We start from the raw sequence: 15,936 nt of genomic DNA, 5'->3' as shown, positions 1-15,936 counted from the left end.
AAAATGCGAACAACCATCGCCTATGTATTAAGGCGATAGCAGATCGTCCAGCTTTGCGTTTCGCCTGTACTCCTTTGCGACCAATGCTGTGGGTGGTTGAGGTGCGAAAAATCGCGCCAGCGCATCGTCCTGCCCGCATCGTTGGTGAGCCAGATGGTCTGACTTTGCTCGGCAGCTCCCGGCCATCCAGGATAGACATTGAGAATGCCCCATTCGTACCAAAACCAGCCATTTTTCCGAGTGCTGACGTATGAATACCCAGAACACCAGTCCCTAATCAGCGCCGGTCGATACCCCTTCCCCGCATTGCTCTGGACGAAGGCGTAGTGCTCAGCGACATTCCGTTTCGCCAGCGTCTCCAAGAGAAACCACCTAGCCGGCGCCTTGATCGTATAGGAGGCGCTACGCAAAGCCAAATCGTAGGCGGTAATGATAGCCGATCCCGTCCAGGCCCGAGTGAAGGTGACCTTGCCGGTTGCCGGCTCGACATCGACCAGTCCCGGCCGGTCGCTGCTATAGCTCACAGCCCCGATCGCGCGACGGACCGTGCGCAGGAAGAATGCACCATCGAAACCCGTAGTGGGCTGAAAATTGGCCGGGCTCCACCCATTGACCGCGAAACTGTTCCATTCCAACCCCCTCACTTTCAATGGATAGTGAAGGGAGGGGGCGGAGATTGGCTTGCCATCGTCGAAGATCTGGTAATACACCTTGACAGTCCGATCGCTGTTGGCCGCCAGGAGTGCTTGCGTGATGTCATAGTCAATCGGCTCTACGCGCAGAACCCGCTTGGTCTGTGTGGCGCTGCCGTTGGCAGTGCCTTCGAAAGTCATGAGGATGTCGTAGCCGACAAGCATGCCATCGAAGGGCTGGACCCTAACGGTGATCCCACCGGGCAGCGCACTGGGATCGACCGTGTAGTCGCTGTCGGCTTGGACGACTTGCGGGGGGCCCAATACGCCGGGCAGCGTACTCACGACATAAGTCCGGACTGGGAATGTCTGCGACTTGACCTCGTTGGTGGACTTGCTGAAATCCACTTTGAACTCCATTGCCAGTTCACTGCCATGCTTGAGTTCCTTCAGGTAAACGTAGGGTGCCGCAACCCTGTACCGCCCGTCCCTGATCCATTCTGCATTCACCGCAGGCCCTTTGGGCGGTGGCGCCCAGATATCTCGGTCATAACCTTCGGTACCATCGGCTTTCGTCCCTTTCAAGCGCAGCCAAACGTCCTGGTCCACTGCGATCAGCGGCCAGGTACCCAACTCACACGTAAGATCGGTACCGATTGCACTTAAGGTCAAATCAGGCCCGTCACCATCGTTGGCGGCTTCAAGGATCTTCGGCTTGCCCATCAACAGATCGTCTTGGTGGAAAGTTTCCAGGGTCAGATCGAACCGGGGAGAAGGGATGCGTTCCTTATCGCCCCGAATAACTTCGTAAGACACCGCCACCGTCTCACCCATACTGAAGGCCACGACGCTGTTGGGAATCTGGATCTCCAAACCATCGCTGACCAACGATTCATCCGAAGAGTGTGAACCACCGGCGGGCGTTCCCGGCGCGCCGGTCCAGGTGACTTTCACCTTGTCGTCAGGACGCAGGTCGGCGTTGACTGGCACTACGACGGTCAACGTGTCCTTGGCAGCGACTGGGTTCAGCATCGCGCCATCGGCCTCCTTCACCGATGGGGCGTGCAGATCCAGCGCCGTCTTGACTAAAAGCACCAACGTATCCGAATAACTGTACGCCCCAGTGGCGTGCTTGAGAGTATAGCGGACCGTGACAGTCTGGCCGATATTGCCCATCACAAATTCGGCGCCCACTCGAAATGTCACAGGCCGGCCGGCAGACACCGTTGTGATAGACACCCAACTGCTTGTGCTGCCAAGAGGGTTTGAGCCGGTCCAGTAATAGGTCAGGATGTCGCCTTTGACCGTGCCCGAATAGTCGACCCGCACTGTGACTTTATCGATAACCTTTGAAGGATCGAGCACATCGTTCTCAGCCTCCGGGACTATCGGTGGCGGCAGCGTTGGGCTAATCGCCTGAACCTTGATCAGCCGATGTTCGGATTCACTCACCCCGTAGATCGCCGCTTCGTCATTGGAGACCCGGTACCACAGGTCAAGACGCCCATTGGCAAGGATGCTGATGTGCTCCTCGAATACATACAACGTCACCAATTTACTAGCGGCGTCATTTCTGCTGACGGTATGGGTTTCCCCGTGCATATAAGGCGCACCATTGGATCGCGTGCCTTCCCAGATCAACTCGATGAAATCGCCGTCGGCGATGCCGGGATACGAGACGTCCACCGTCGCCATCGGAGTGTCCGGTTCCAGGATCTCGCCCATCACTTCACGAAGGACCGGGGCGGGATACGCGTAAACATCGCCCACGACACTGGCAAACGCACGCTTGGAGGAAAGGGGCGGATCACCATTTTTCTTGGTCAATACATGCGAAGCGTCAGCCGAGCCCATGGCGATGGCGCGGACTTCTGCGTAGGGAATCTTCAGGGGAAGTATTTGCGGCACCTTAGTGATCTCGTGTGCCTGGGTGTGGATCAACGGCTTGCCCACCTGTGGCGTGCCGATCCAGGTCATCGTGACCGTGTCGCCGATTTCGAATTCCTCTTCCCGGACATGGATCAGCACGGTGACGTCCTGTTGGTTCAACGCCTTGAGATCGATGATACCGTCGACGGCCTCGTCGATGATCGGCGCCTCAAGGCGCCAGGCGCCGGCATCCACGACCACGTTGGTTGATATCGACCAGTCCTCCGAGTTATTCCATACCTCATCGTGCACCCGATACCGCACCGGCAGATCGCGGCTATCGCCGCCAGCCAGGATATCGGCCTGTTCGGCGATCACCTCGATAGGTTGTGTGCCCGCCACCTGCTCTGGCGTCAGAACGAGTGGCGTCAGGGAGACGCTACCCCATCTCACCTGGATGACGTCGCGCACGGCGATGTTGGGGTAGCGCTGGATCGTCATGGGCACGCCTTTGGCGGCCCACTCGGCATCCACGCCTTGAGCGATCACCTCGGGTGGCAACTGCACCATCTTGAGTTCCGAGTGCCCCGGCAGGTGCGGTTCCTTGTCGCGACCGCCGGGGCGATCCAGCTTGACCAGCAAGCGCAGCTCAACGGACGGATCGTCAGGGTTCGGTTTATCTTTGCGATGGACCACGTAATAGCAGCGTTCGATCCAGCCGGGCACGAACCACTCCTTGCCCACGAAGAAGTACAGAGGTTCGTTCTCCTCGCCAGCCAGCACTTCGTGGTGCCAGACGACGTTCGCATCCAGATAGACATCGACGATATCGCCCGCCTGCATGGGAAAGCTCCACGGGTCGAGGATACAAAAGACCCCTTGTTCGTGGTCCTCCACCACGCCCAGGCCGATACCGCCGTCACCGTCCACGATGGGGCTGGCCATGCCCGCGATGGTCAGCGCATAGTTTGACAATTGACCTTCGGCGGTTGATCTGGAGGGCGGTAAATAAAAGCGAAAAGAGGTCATGGCCAGTTCCTTTATCCAGCACGATGCGGTGGCTTTTTCAGATCGCGACGCGATAGATCGGATTTAGCGCCACATCAGCAGGATCAGCTACTGTCAGAACTTACAGGTACGGGCAACTTACAGATGAATGGTCAGGGGAGGATCACCAGTTCTTCGAGCCTGACAATTCTGTAATCCGCCCCTCAGCCTCCCGTCAGGCGCTCGCTGCTACTCTGTTATTCTCCGTCCAATTCTTTCGCCACGAGATCGCCCCATGGCCAATCCCCTGCATCTGCTCGCCCTGAGCGCCCTGCTCATTTCCTCCCTGGCCCAGGCCGCCGAGCCGCTTACCATCGATGTGCATCGCGACGCCAATTGCGGCTGCTGCAAGAAGTGGATCTCCCATTTGCAAGCCAACGGTTTCAAGGTCAACGACCACATCGAGGCCGACATGAGTTCGGTCAAGCAACGCCTGGGCGTGGCACCGAACCTGCGTTCGTGCCACACCGCCGAAATCAACGGCAAGTTTGTCGAAGGCCATGTCCCGGCCGACCAGGTGCTGGCGCTGAGCAAGCGCGATGATTTGCTCGGGGTGGCCGCGCCGGGCATGCCGATGGGCTCGCCGGGCATGGAAATGGACGGCATGAGCGACGCTTATCAAGTGATCGGCCTGAAACAAGACGGCACGCAAACCGTGGTGGCGGACTATCCGGCCCATTGATGAACGGGGCGTATATCGGGCTGTTCCTCGCGGCGTTTGGCGCGGCGACCCTGTTGCCGTTGCAATCCGAGGCGCTGCTGGTGGGCTTGCTACTCAGCGAGCGTTACGCGATCTGGCTGCTGCTGGCCGTTGCAACCCTCGGCAACGTCCTCGGTTCCCTGGTGAACTGGTGGCTGGGTACACGCCTGGAACAATTCAAGGATCGCCGCTGGTTTCCCGTCAGCCCGTCCCATCTGGACAAGGCCCGTCGCCATTACCAACGCTATGGGTATTGGACGCTGCTGCTCAGTTGGTTGCCGATCATTGGAGATCCCCTGACGTTGGTGGCGGGGGTGATGGGCGAGCCCTGGCGGCGCTTTCTGCTGATCGTGACCCTGGCCAAGGGCCTGCGTTATGGCGTGCTTGTTCTGGCGACTCTGGGGTGGATGGGTTGAACGTTCAGACGGTTCGGTTGCCTGTGGTTAATGTCGCCATAATCGAGCCGTTCCAGGATCGGCCGGTTGCCAAAAAGGAGATCGACCATGCCGCGTTCCACCGTCCGCTGGCTGCCCAGCCTGTTCCTGACCGCTGCCCTGCCGCTGCTCGCCCAGGCCGCGAATCCGCCCGAAGGCCCGACCTACGGTCCGCAATTGGAGGGCTTCGAGTACCCCTATACGCTCAAGCATTTCCCCATCCAGTCCCAAGGCAAGTCATTGCAGATGGGCTATATGGACGTGCCCGCCCAAGGCAAACCCAACGGCCGGAGCGTGGTGCTGATGCATGGCAAGAATTTCTGCGCGGCCACCTGGGGCGATTCGATCAAGGCCCTCAGTGAAGCAGGCTACCGGGTCATCGCCCCGGACCAGATTGGCTTCTGCACCTCTAGCAAGCCGGACCACTACCAATACAGCTTCCAGCAACTGGCAACCAATACTCAGGCGCTGCTCAAGGCCCTCGGCGTGCAAAAAGCCATCGTGATGGGCCACTCCACCGGCGGCATGCTTGCCACCCGTTACGCGTTGCAGTTTCCCGACCAGGTCGAGCGCCTGGCAATGGTCAACCCTATCGGCCTTGAAGACTGGAAAGCCCTCGGTGTGCCCTACCGCACCGTGGACCAGTGGTACGAACGCGAGCTGAAACTCAGCGCCGACGGCATTCGTACCTACGAACGCAATACCTATTACGGCGGACGCTGGAAACCGGAGTTCGACCGCTGGGTAGACATGCTCGCCGGATTGAACAAAGGACCGGGGCATAAGCAAGTGGCGTGGAACTCAGCGCTGATCTACGACATGATCTTCACCCAGCCGGTCTACTACGAATTCAAGGACCTGAAAGTCCCCACGCTGCTGCTGATCGGCACGTCCGACACCACCGCCATCGGCAGCGACATCGCGCCGCCGGCCGTGAAAGCCAAGCTGGGCCGCTACGACGTACTGGGCAAGCAGGTCGCCGAACTGATTCCACGATCGACACTGGTGGAGTTCCCCAATCTGGGTCATGCGCCTCAAATGGAAGAGCCGGATCGGTTTCACAAGGCCCTGCTGGGCTGGCTGGACAAACCCATTCCCTGAAGAGGTGTTCCATGGCGGTGCAGATAGCAGTCATCGACGATTGGCAAAACGTCGCACGTGATGTGGTGGATTGGTCGGCGCTGGACAGCGTTGGCCAGGTCACGTTCCTCCACGACTACCCCGCCGACCACGACACTCTCGCCGAGCGCTTGCAAGGTTTTGAGGTCATTTGCGTGATGCGCGAACGGACCCGTTTCGATGAAGCGCTGCTGCGCCGCCTGCCTGATCTCAAGCTGTTGCTGACCGGCGGCATGCGCAATGCCGCCCTTGACCTCAAGGCAGCGGCGGCGCTGGGCATCCAGGTGTGCGGCACCGAGAGCTACAAGCACGCTGCGCCGGAGTTGACCTGGGCGCTGGTCATGGCCCTGAGCCGCAATCTTGTGGCGCAAGCCAACGCCCTGCGCGCCGGACTTTGGCAACAAGGCTTGGGCGGTGACTTGCATGGCAAGACGCTGGCAATCCTCGGCCTGGGCAGCATCGGCACACGGGTGGCGCGGTTCGGCCAGGTGTTCGGTATGCGCGTGATTGCTTGGAGCGAGAACCTGACCGCCGAACGGGCAGCTGAAGTCGGCGTGACCTATGTGAGTAAACAGGCACTCTTCGAGCAGGCCGATATTCTCTCGATTCACCTGGTGCTCAGCGAACGTAGCCAAGGCCTGGTGGACGCCCAGGCCTTGGGCTGGATGAAGCCAGAGGCGCTGTTGATCAATACCGCTCGCGGGCCGATTGTCGACGAAGCAGCCTTGGTCGACGCACTGCGACACAAACGCCTGGCGGGTGCCGGCCTGGACGTTTTCGCCGAGGAGCCTCTGCCATCCGGCCATCCGTTCCGAACGCTGGACAATGTACTGGCGACGCCTCACGTCGGTTACGTCAGCCGACAGAACTATCAGCAGTTCTATGGCCAGATGATCGAGGATCTGCAAGCCTGGGCGGCTGGCAAGCCAATCAGGACGCTGGCCCCGGCCGGTTGAACGTCCCCTTCATCAGGGAGCAAGCTCGCTCCCTGATGAAGCATGTGGATGCCCTCTTATAAGCCGTCAAAACGCCTCCACCGAGCGCGCCCCCTAATGGTGCGGCGCGCTGTTGAAACGCGCACGCGATTGAATCGCCACTCCTCCCCTACGCCTTCAATGTTTCAAACGAACTGCACTTCGTCGGCTCATATCCCCCTACTTCGTGTAAGACATTGCCGACAATAAACGTGATTGTCTGACAATTCGACGAAGCGAACCGCACCGCTCTAGCTTCTGACCTAGACTGCCCGTCCGGGGGCAAAACCGACCGGTCATCAGAAGGAAAAAAAGTCGAAACTTTTCGCAACGGCGACGGGTCAGGTTAGAGGTAGGGCTACAACGGCTGGAGCATTCCTTGCAACGGTCCCCTCACCTGATTCGCTTCGCCGCATTGGGCAGCGCTTTGCTCTCCTTGCGTAGCGCTCGTGCGCCTGGCCGCAGGATTCGGCCAATGAAACAACAGCTCTGGCGCTTGCCGGAAACAGATCGAGAAAATAGGAGTTATTTATGATCAGTGCTGCCTTGGAACCACAGCAAGTCCGCTCTCAACTACCGCCGGCGGCTGGGTCGCCGACGGCACCGGTGCTGGCCACCGGAGGCAAGGCACTGCTCCCTGTAGCCCGACAGAATCCCAATCGCAAAAAGATCTTGTTCGTCACCTCGGAAATTGCCGACCTGGTAAAGACCGGCGGCCTGGGCGACGTTTCTTCCGCCCTGCCGCGGGCCATGGCCGGTTTGCATGACGTTCGGGTACTGATTCCCGGCTACCCACAGGTCATGAACAGCGGCAACCCAATCCACATCATTGGCGAACTGGGCGGCCATGCCGCGCTGCCGCCATGCAAGATCGGCCGCATGGACATGGCCGATGGCTTGGTGATCTACGTGCTGATCTGTCCCGAACTGTATGCCCGCGAAGGGTCTCCCTACGGCGCCAACAATGGGCGCGACTGGCCCGACAACCATATACGCTTCGCCCGCCTGGGCCTGGCCGCGGCGGACATCGCTGCCAATCTTGCGCAGATCCACTGGTGCCCCGACCTGGTCCACGCCCATGACTGGCCAGCCGGGCTTGCGCCAGCTTACATGCACTGGCGCGGCCAACGGACGCCTACCCTGTTTACCATCCATAACCTGGCGTACCAGGGCGTGGTCAGCCTGGCGTCCTGCCCTGAACTGGGCATTCCCGAGCATGCGTTGCAACAGGAAGGCATGGAGTTCTACGGCAAGCTGTCGTTCCTGAAAGCCGGCATGGCCTATTCCAGCCACATCACTACGGTCAGCGCCACCTACGCCCAGGAAATAACCACGCCGCAATTCGGTTGCGGACTCGATGGGTTCCTTGCCGCCAAGACCCAGCAAGGCCTGCTCAGCGGCATTCCCAACGGCATCGATGAGAGCTGGGACGCAGCTACCGACACTCATCTGCAGCGCCAGTTCTCCATCGGTGACTGGGACGGCAAGGCTGCCAACGCCGCCCATGTACGCGACCTGTTCGGCCTGGACGACTCCAGCGGCCCGCTGTTCGCCGTGGTGTCGCGCCTGGTTTACCAGAAAGGCCTGGACCTCACCGAAGCCGTGGCCGAATTCATCGTCGAGTCCGGCGGGCAGATTGCAATCATCGGCCGCGGCGAACCGGAAGAAGAACAAGCCATGCGCGAACTGGCGCTGCGCTTCCCTGGACGCATCGGCGTGCGCATCGGCTTCAACGAAACCGACGCTCGGCGGATGTTCGCCGGCAGCGACTTCCTGCTCATGCCGTCGCGCTACGAGCCCTGCGGCTTGAGCCAGATGTATGCCCAGCGCTTTGGCTCGCTTCCGGTGGCACGCAATACCGGCGGGCTCGCGGACACAATCGAGGACGGCGTTACCGGCTTCCTTTTCGATGAATCCACCGTGGAGAGCTACAAACTGGCCTTGAGCCGGGCTTTCAAGGTGTTCGAGTTCCCCGAACTGCTCAATGCCATGCGCTGCCGGGCGATGTCGGCCCCCTTCAACTGGTGCAAAGCCGTGGAACCCTACGCCGAACTCTATGAACAATTGGTAGCTAAATCGCTAGGAAAATCGGCCATTCAATGAGGTAACCGATGCCGTCAAGGACGCCTGAAACCTGGACCCACGGTGCGGTCTTGCTTGATCCCGAGCACACCCGTTTTGCCCTGTGGGCCCCTGATGCCTTTTATGTCAGTGTCGAAATCGACACTGGCGAATCCATACCGATGCTGCCCCAGGCCAATGGCTGGTTCATGATCCAGGCCCGTTGCCCCGCCGGCACTCGTTACCGCTTCAATATCGATGGAGAGCTGGAGGTGCCCGATCCGGCCTCCCGAGCCCAGGACGGTGATATTGACCGCCACAGCGTGGTGGTCGACCCCCACGCTTATCAATGGCGACACACCAGTTGGTCCGGTCGCCCTTGGTACGACGCTGTCATCTATGAGCTGCACGTCGGCGCCCTCGGCGGTTTTGAAGGCGTCGAACAACAGCTGGCACGCCTCGCCGGGCTTGGCGTCACCGCTATCGAACTGATGCCGCTGTCGCAGTTTCCCGGCGATCGCAACTGGGGTTACGACGGCGTACTGCCCTATGCGCCCCAGGCTTCCTACGGCACACCGGACCAGCTCAAGCACCTGATCGACAGCGCCCACGGCCATGGCTTGGCGGTCATCGTCGATGTGGTCTACAACCACTTTGGCCCTGACGGCAATTACCTGCATCGCTACGCCAAGGGTTTCTTTCGCGAAGACAAACACACGCCTTGGGGCGCGGCGATCGATTTCCGCCGGCGCGAGGTGCGCGACTTCTTCATCGAAAACGCGCTGATGTGGCTGCTGGAATACCGTTTCGACGGCCTGCGCCTGGACGCCGTGCACGCGATCGAAGACCCGGACTTCCTGCAAGAGCTGGCCGCCGAGGTACGCCAGCAGGTGGACCCGACGCGGTACGTCTGGTTGACCGTCGAGAACGAACACAACCAGGCCCACCTCTTGGAAGAAGGCTACGACGCCCAGTGGAACGATGACGGCCACAACGCCTTGCACGTGCTGCTGACTGGCGAAACCGATGCCTATTACGCCGACTATGCCGAGCAAACGACGGAAAAACTCGCGCGTTGCCTGAGCCAGGGTTTCGTTTTCCAAGGCCACACCAACCGCCACGGCCAAGCCCGCGGCGAACCCAGCGGACATCTGCCGCCCAGCGCCTTTGTGCTGTTCCTCCAGAACCACGACCAGATCGGCAACCGGGCGCTCGGCGAACGCCTGCACCAACTCGCCCCGCCACAGGCGCTGCAAGCCGCGACAGCCTTGTTGCTGCTGTCACCGATGATTCCGTTGATGTTCATGGGCGACGAAGTTATCGCCGAACAACCGTTCCTGTTTTTCACCAGCCACCATGGCGAACTGGCGGAGCTGGTGCGTGAAGGCCGGCGCAACGAATTCAAGGCTTTCAGCGCCTTTGCCGATCCCGAGAAACGCGAGCGGATCCCCGACCCGAACGCCGCCAGCACCTTTGACGCTTCACGGCCCAGCCTGGAGGCCCATCAACCGGAGCAACTGGCCAGCGAAGCGTTCTATCGCCAGTTGTTGAAAATCCGCCGCGAGGAAATCGTCCCGCGGTTGCCCGCCGCCCATGCCCTCGGCACCGATGTACTGGGCCACGGCGCCGTGAGCGCGCGCTGGCAAATGGGCGACGGGAGTGTGTTGCGTATTGACTTGAACCTCAGCGCCCAGCCGGTCAAACACAGCGCACCGCAAGAGGCGCACATTCTTTTCGAACATCCACCGCAGGCCATGGGTCTGTTGCAACAAGGGGTACTCACGCCCTACAGCGCGCTGGTCAGTCTGACGCAAGCGACCACCTTGCCCAACATCACTGGAGAGCGCCTATGAGCGATGCGCAACTTGAAATTCTCGCGGGTCGAGCGGGCCTGGCAGTCGATTGGATCGACGCCAACGGCCGAGCGCAGAAAGTCTCACCGGCGGTACTGCGCTCGGTCCTGACCGGCCTGGGCCATCCCGCCGGCAGTGCCCAGGAAATCGACGCCAGCCTGCTGCAACTGCAAGAAGACCAACAGAATCATCGCCTGCCCCCACTGATTACGGCGGACGCAGGCGTGAATGTCGACCTGCGTCGTTATTTCGAGCCCGCCACGCCTTGCGAGGTCCAGCTCGAGGATGGCGCGACGTTGAACCTGAAACTCGATGCCGATGCCGCTTTGCCGGGGATCGTTCCGGTGGGCTATCAGCACGTCAATATCCAAGGCCAGCATTTCACCCTGGCCGTGGCACCCGCTCGCTGCTATAGCGTCGCGGATGCCGTGGACGATCCGGCACCCAGGGCCTGGGGCTTGAGCGCGCAGCTGTATTCGCTACGCCGCCCTGGCGACGGCGGCTTCGGCGACACCCAGGCCTTGGAAGAACTGGCGCGGGTGGCCGGCGAACGGGGTGCCGATGCCTTGGCCATCAGCCCGATGCACGCCATGTTCAGCAGCGACACCGGACGCTACAGCCCCTATTCACCGTCCAGCCGATTGTTCCTCAACAGCCTGTACGCCGCGCCCGGGACCATCCTGGGCGAGCGTGCGCTGCGCACCGCCATCGACGCCACGGGCTTGACCAACCAACTGCGCAGCCTTGAAGACCAGCCGCTCATCGATTGGCCAGTCGCCGCCGAGGCCAAGCAGAGGGTTCTTCGCGCCCTGTACGACGGTTTCAGCCAGGGCGAACATCCGTTGCATGAGGATTTCAGCAGCTTTCGCCACAGCAGCGGCGAAGCCCTGGAAAATCACTGCCGTTTCGAAGCGCTCCAGGCCGAACGCGCAGCGCGAGGTGAAAGCCTCGACTGGCGGCAATGGCCCGCGGAATGGCGCGACCCACGCAGTGCGGCGATAGCCCGTTTCGCCGAAGAGAACACCGACGAAATCGGCTTCTACGCCTTCTGCCAATGGCTAATCGCCCGCTGTCTCGAGCGCGCCCAGAGCGCCGCCAGATCCAGCGGGATGAGCATCGGCCTGATTGCCGATCTCGCGGTGGGTGCCGATGGCGGCGGCAGCCAGGCCTGGAGTCGGCAGGACGAACTGCTCGCCTCGCTGACCGTTGGCGCACCGCCCGACATCCTCAACCGTTCAGGCCAAGGCTGGGGCATTTCGGCGTTCTCCCCGGAGGGGCTGGTTCGCAACGGCTTTCGCGCCTTCATCGAAATGCTCCGGGCCAATTTCGCCCATGCCGGCGGCTTGCGCATCGATCACATCATGGGCCTGCAACGCTTGTGGGTGATCCCCAACGATGCCCCGCCCACCGACGGCGCTTATCTTTACTACCCGATCGATGACCTGCTGCGGCTGCTGGCCCTCGAATCCCATCGTCATCGGGCCATCGTACTGGGCGAGGACCTTGGCACCGTGCCCGATGGCCTGCGGGAAAAACTCGCTGCGCGCTCCATCCTCGGCATGCGCGTGCTGCTGTTCGAACAGGACAACACCCACTTCAAGCCTATCCTCGATTGGCCGGACGATGCCTTGGCCACGACCAGTACTCATGATCTGCCAACCCTCAACGGTTGGTGGCATGGCCATGACATCGACTGGAACGCGCGACTGGAGCTGATCGACTCCCATACAGAGATGGACTGGCGAAAACACCGCGAGCGCGAACGCGACGGACTGCGCAATGCGCTCGACCAGGACCCGCAGAACTTTCGCGAAGAACACCGTGAAACCGATCAGGTGCTGGACGCCAGCGTGCGCTTCCTCGGCCACACCCGTGCGCCGCTGGTGTTACTGCCTTTGGAGGATGCCCTGGGCATCGACGAGCAGGCCAACCTGCCCGGCACCACCGACACTCACCCCAACTGGCGGCGTCGCCTGGCTTTGGAGAGCCGAGTGCTGCTGGACGACCCGGACGCCGCTCGGCGTCTGGAAATACTCGCCTGCGCGAGACTTCAGGCGAACGAGCGTGACCGATGAACCAGACATTGACTCCACCACTGCGGGCCACCCTGCGCCTGCAGTTTCACAAAGGCTTCACCCTGGACGATGCCATACCGCAAGTGCCTTACTTCGCGTCATTGGGCATCAGCCACATCTACGCTTCACCGTTGCTGAAAGCGCGGGCCGGGTCCATGCACGGCTACGACGTGGTCGACCCGACCCAGGTCAACCCGGAGCTGGGCGGCGAGGCCGCGCTCAAACGCTTGGTCGCGACTTTACGCGAGCACCGGATGGGCCTGATCCTCGACATCGTCTCCAACCATATGGCCGTCGGCGGCAACGACAATCCCTGGTGGCTGGACCTGCTGGAATGGGGGCGCCTGAGTCCTTATGGTGAATTCTTCGACATCCAGTGGCATTCCCCCGACCCATTGATGTCAGGCCAGTTGCTTCTTCCCTTCCTCGGCAGCGACTACGGCGTGGCGTTGCAAGAAGGCACCTTGAAGTTGCACTTCGATGCCATGCAAGGCAGCTTCCAGGTCGAACATTACGAGCATCGCTTCCCCATCTGCCCAATGCAGTACGGTGAGCTGCTCAAACCCTCGGACAACGTGCCCGCCGAACATGTCGATGCACTCAAGGCCCTGGGCGAGCGTTTCACCACACTGAACTACCAGAACGACGCCCACTCTCTCGCCCGTCCTTTGCAATCGGAATTGCGAGACCTCGCCGCGCAACCGGCGATCCTGAACGCCATTGAGGACAACCTGCGCGGCTATGATTCCACTGAGCCGGAAGGTTTCGAACGCCTGCATCGGCTGCTGGAGCGCCAGAGTTACCGGCTCGCGAGCTGGCGCACAGCCGCCGACGACATCAATTGGCGGCGTTTTTTCGACGTCAACGAGCTGGGCGGCCTGCGCGTCGAACGGCCCGCGGTGTTCGAGGCGACCCACGCGAAAATCTTCGAGCTGATCGCCGAAGGGCTGGTGGACGGCCTGCGCATCGATCACATCGACGGCCTGGCCGATCCTCGTGGTTATTGCCGCAAACTGCGCCGCCGCGTCGACTCGCTTGCGCCCTCGCGGCACCTGCCGATTTTCGTCGAGAAGATCCTCGGCGATGGCGAAACCCTGCGCCGGGATTGGAACATCGATGGCAGCACGGGTTATGAGTTCATGAACCAGATCTCGCTGCTGCAACATGCCCCCGCAGGCGCCGAGCCCCTCGCGGAGTTCTGGAGCCGGCACACTGAACGCCCCGCGCATTTCATCGAAGAAGCGCGCCTGGCCCGCCAGCAGATTCTCAACGGTTCCCTGGCCGGGGATTTCGAAAGCGTCGCCCAAGCCCTGTTGCAAGTCGCGCGGGACGACGTGATGACCCGGGACCTGACCCTGGGCGCGATACGTCGGGCATTGCAGGAACTGATCGTGCATTTCCCGGTGTATCGCACCTACATCAGTCCCCTCGGCCGCTCGGCCGAAGACGAAGTGTTTTTCCAGAAAGCCGTGGAAGGCGCTCGACAAACCCTCAGCGAAGCCGACTGGCCGGTCCTCGATTGCCTGGCCAATTGGCTCGGCGGCATGCCTTGGCGCCAACGCCCTCGCGGCGGCGAACGCAAACGGTTGCGCCACGCCTGCGTGCGTTTCCAGCAACTGACCTCACCCGCCGCCGCCAAGGCTGTGGAAGACACCGCGCTCTATCGCTCGGCGGTGCTGCTGTCGCGCAATGACGTGGGCTACAACACCGAACGGTTCAGTGCCCCGGCCGAGGAATTCCACGACGCCTGCATCGAGCGTATGCAGCACTTTCCCGATAACCTGATCACCACGGCCACCCATGACCACAAGCGCGGTGAAGACACCAGGGCCCGACTGGCAGTCATCAGCGAACGCACCGATTGGTACACCACATGCGTGGAGCAGTGGCGCATTCTTTCGCCGTCCCTGCACAGCGATCCCGCGGCCCCTTCGGCCGGTGACGAGCTGATTCTCTACCAGGCGCTGCTCGGCAGTTGGCCGCTGAACCTCGACCTGCAAGATCACAAGGCGCTGGCCGACTACGCCGAACGCCTGTGGCAATGGCAGCGCAAGGCCTTGCGCGAGGCCAAGTTGCAAAGCAGTTGGGCGGCCGTCAATGACGCCTATGAGCAAGCCACCCAGATGTTCCTCGAACGGCTGCTGCTGTGCGACGAGGGCTTGCCTTTGCGCTCTGCCATCGCCGAGGCGGTGCAGACCATCGCTGCGGCCGGCGCGCTGAATAGTTTGGCGCAAACCTTGCTGCGCATGACTGTGCCCGGTGTACCGGATCTGTACCAGGGCAACGAGTTCTGGGATTTCAGCCTGGTGGACCCGGACAACCGTCGCCCGGTGGATTTCGAGGCTCGCCGCCAGAGCATGCATGCCGACAACGCACCCGACGAGCTGATACACAACTGGCGCGACGGTCGAGTCAAGCAGGCGCTGATCGCGCGGACGCTGGCCTTGCGGTCCGAGTACCCGCAACTGTTTGGCGAAGGCAACTACCAGCCGCTTGTGGTGCTCGGCAAACACGCCTCACAGGTACTGGCTTTCATGCGTGAAAACCAGCAGCAGCGGGCGGTCGTCGTGGTGCCGATTCACGCGGCCAGTCTGCTGGAAAACGGTGCCCTGCCTCACGTGGCTGCATCGGACTGGGGCGACACACGCGTGTCGTTACCGTTTGCCGCCAAGGATGAAAAACTGAAGGGACTTTTTGCAAGCGCAGCAGTCACACCCCAAAGGGAGCTGATGGTCAGCGCCGCACTGGGGGATTTCCCGGTCAATGTCTTTATTGAATCTTGAGTCAAAGTCAGGAGCACTGCGATGAGTACCGACGATAAACGCATTCGTGAATTCGCCTACCAGATCTGGGAGTCGGAAGGTAAGCCCGCCGGGCAGGAAAAACGTCATTGGGAAATGGCCCGCAAGCTGGCCGAAGCCGAGGCCTTGGCGCCAAGCAAACCAGCGAAGGCAGCCAGCAAGGCCGCCGCCAGCAAGACTGACGGCACCAAGCCGGCAACCGCCAAGAGCGCCACCGCCAAGGTTGCCACCAAGAACACCACGCCCAAGGCCAAGCCGGCGGCAAAACCTTCGGCGACAGCGGCCGCAGTGGTTCCGCCTGCCGACAAGGCCGCCGTGAAAAAGCCCCGAGCGACGCGCAAGCCACCGGCGGTCTGACCTCCCGAACTCGT

General features: G+C 61.3%; 10 protein-coding genes. 9 read left to right on the top strand and 1 reads right to left on the bottom strand.

The genetic code is table 11. The annotated features are described in order from the left end of the window. Positions 1-20 precede the first annotated feature (20 nt). Entirely contained in the window at positions 21-3,530 is a 3,510-nt protein-coding gene (locus HU806_RS06550) for a hypothetical protein (protein ID WP_186610613.1), read from the bottom strand. Positions 3,531-3,783: 253 nt separating this feature from the next. Here HU806_RS06550 and HU806_RS06545 point away from each other — a divergent pair, with 253 nt between their 5' ends. The 9 genes from HU806_RS06545 to HU806_RS06505 all read left to right on the top strand — a co-directional run bounded on the left by HU806_RS06545 (position 3,784) and on the right by HU806_RS06505 (position 15,922). Further along, positions 3,784-4,230, top strand: coding sequence for a DUF411 domain-containing protein (locus HU806_RS06545; RefSeq protein ID WP_186610612.1), 447 nt, complete (start codon positions 3,784-3,786; stop codon positions 4,228-4,230). After that, complete coding sequence (locus tag HU806_RS06540; RefSeq protein WP_186610611.1) at positions 4,230-4,664, top strand: YqaA family protein; 435 nt, start codon at positions 4,230-4,232, stop codon at positions 4,662-4,664. The genes HU806_RS06545 and HU806_RS06540 overlap by 1 nt, the downstream gene beginning before the upstream one ends. An 87-nt stretch (positions 4,665-4,751) precedes the next feature. After that, entirely contained in the window at positions 4,752-5,783 is a 1,032-nt protein-coding gene (locus tag HU806_RS06535) for an alpha/beta fold hydrolase (RefSeq protein ID WP_186610610.1), read from the top strand. A gap of 11 nt (positions 5,784-5,794) precedes the next feature. After that, positions 5,795-6,757 carry a D-2-hydroxyacid dehydrogenase family protein gene (locus HU806_RS06530; RefSeq protein WP_186610609.1) on the top strand — a complete coding sequence of 321 codons (963 nt, stop codon included), beginning with the start codon at positions 5,795-5,797 and terminating at the stop codon, positions 6,755-6,757. Positions 6,758-7,306: 549 nt separating this feature from the next. Beyond that, positions 7,307-8,878, top strand: a complete 1,572-nt coding sequence (glgA, locus tag HU806_RS06525) for a glycogen synthase GlgA (RefSeq protein ID WP_186610608.1) — start codon at positions 7,307-7,309, stop codon at positions 8,876-8,878. 8 nt (positions 8,879-8,886) lie between these two features. Further along, on the top strand, positions 8,887-10,689 hold the full coding sequence (gene treZ / locus HU806_RS06520) for a malto-oligosyltrehalose trehalohydrolase (protein ID WP_186610607.1): 1,803 nt from the start codon (positions 8,887-8,889) through the stop codon (positions 10,687-10,689). Beyond that, positions 10,686-12,764 carry a 4-alpha-glucanotransferase gene (gene malQ / locus HU806_RS06515; protein ID WP_186610606.1) on the top strand — a complete coding sequence of 693 codons (2,079 nt, stop codon included), beginning with the start codon at positions 10,686-10,688 and terminating at the stop codon, positions 12,762-12,764. The genes treZ and malQ overlap by 4 nt, the downstream gene beginning before the upstream one ends. After that, on the top strand, positions 12,761-15,547 hold the full coding sequence (locus tag HU806_RS06510; RefSeq protein WP_186610605.1) for a malto-oligosyltrehalose synthase: 2,787 nt from the start codon (positions 12,761-12,763) through the stop codon (positions 15,545-15,547). Before malQ ends, HU806_RS06510 begins: the two co-directional genes overlap by 4 nt. 21 nt (positions 15,548-15,568) lie before the next feature. After that, positions 15,569-15,922, top strand: a complete 354-nt coding sequence (locus HU806_RS06505; RefSeq protein WP_186610604.1) for a DUF2934 domain-containing protein — start codon at positions 15,569-15,571, stop codon at positions 15,920-15,922. Positions 15,923-15,936 lie beyond the last annotated feature (14 nt).

The organism is Pseudomonas sp. SWRI154, assembly GCF_014268645.1.
Classification (GTDB): domain Bacteria; phylum Pseudomonadota; class Gammaproteobacteria; order Pseudomonadales; family Pseudomonadaceae; genus Aquipseudomonas; species Aquipseudomonas marvdashtae.
Note: the sequence above shows the minus strand (reverse complement) of the source record. Positions and strands in the feature narration are given on the sequence as shown.

Bases quoted from the DNA above. Each gene is read 5' to 3' on its own strand.
- glgA (WP_186610608.1), top strand. From the start codon at position 7,307: ATGATCAGTGCTGCCTTGGAACCACAGCAAGTCCGCTCTCAACTACCG.
- HU806_RS06545 (WP_186610612.1), top strand. From the start codon at position 3,784: ATGGCCAATCCCCTGCATCTGCTCGCCCTGAGCGCCCTGCTCATTTCC.
- malQ (WP_186610606.1), top strand. From the start codon at position 10,686: ATGAGCGATGCGCAACTTGAAATTCTCGCGGGTCGAGCGGGCCTGGCA.
- treZ (WP_186610607.1), top strand. From the start codon at position 8,887: ATGCCGTCAAGGACGCCTGAAACCTGGACCCACGGTGCGGTCTTGCTT.
- HU806_RS06550 (WP_186610613.1), bottom strand. From the start codon at position 3,530: ATGACCTCTTTTCGCTTTTATTTACCGCCCTCCAGATCAACCGCCGAA.
- HU806_RS06535 (WP_186610610.1), top strand. From the start codon at position 4,752: ATGCCGCGTTCCACCGTCCGCTGGCTGCCCAGCCTGTTCCTGACCGCT.
- HU806_RS06530 (WP_186610609.1), top strand. From the start codon at position 5,795: ATGGCGGTGCAGATAGCAGTCATCGACGATTGGCAAAACGTCGCACGT.
- HU806_RS06505 (WP_186610604.1), top strand. From the start codon at position 15,569: ATGAGTACCGACGATAAACGCATTCGTGAATTCGCCTACCAGATCTGG.
- HU806_RS06540 (WP_186610611.1), top strand. From the start codon at position 4,230: ATGAACGGGGCGTATATCGGGCTGTTCCTCGCGGCGTTTGGCGCGGCG.
- HU806_RS06510 (WP_186610605.1), top strand. From the start codon at position 12,761: ATGAACCAGACATTGACTCCACCACTGCGGGCCACCCTGCGCCTGCAG.